This is a genomic window from Colwellia ponticola (assembly GCF_005885605.1).
Lineage (GTDB): Bacteria > Pseudomonadota > Gammaproteobacteria > Enterobacterales > Alteromonadaceae > Colwellia > Colwellia ponticola.
In genome coordinates this window covers 1-478 of record NZ_SZVP01000072.1, presented here as the reverse complement: position 1 = coordinate 478, position 478 = coordinate 1, and the positions used below count along the sequence as shown (strand labels likewise).

The 478-nt window shown below is 38.5% G+C and carries 1 protein-coding gene; it reads right to left on the bottom strand.

Annotated features, from left to right (window positions below):
• A partial coding sequence (locus tag FCS21_RS17675; protein WP_281279983.1) for a solute carrier family 23 protein occupies positions 1–322 on the bottom strand: 322 nt, incomplete at its 3' end.
• Positions 323–478 lie beyond the last annotated feature (156 nt).

The following is a 478-nucleotide window of genomic DNA, read 5'->3' as shown; positions in this document are numbered from 1 at the left end:
CATAGATCAAACTACTGAAAAAAGAAATAGCCACGGCTTGTTGCCAAGTCAAATGCATCCCAACCACTAGGGTATACGTGAAAAAGGCATTAACGCCCATTCCAGGTGTCAAAACAATTGGGGCCTTAGCCCAAATTCCCATGATAAAACAGCCAATTGCTGATGAAAAAATCGTGGCGAACACACTAAGATTAGCCGGAATCCCCGCATCCTTTAAAATCATTGGATTAACAATAATGATGTATGAAATCGCGAAGAAACTTGTGATGCCTGCTAAAATTTCTGTTCGCACTTGATTTTTATGTCCCACCTGGAATGCCATTTTTCTAAAAACTCCCTTTCAAATTACCAAACGAATAAACCAACAGTCGCTGCTGATAATAATGACACTAAAATACCAGAAAGCAACATGTAACCAACGTTTTTAGCAATTAAATTATTCTTTGATTTATCGACTAAGCCCTTGAAAGCGCCGATA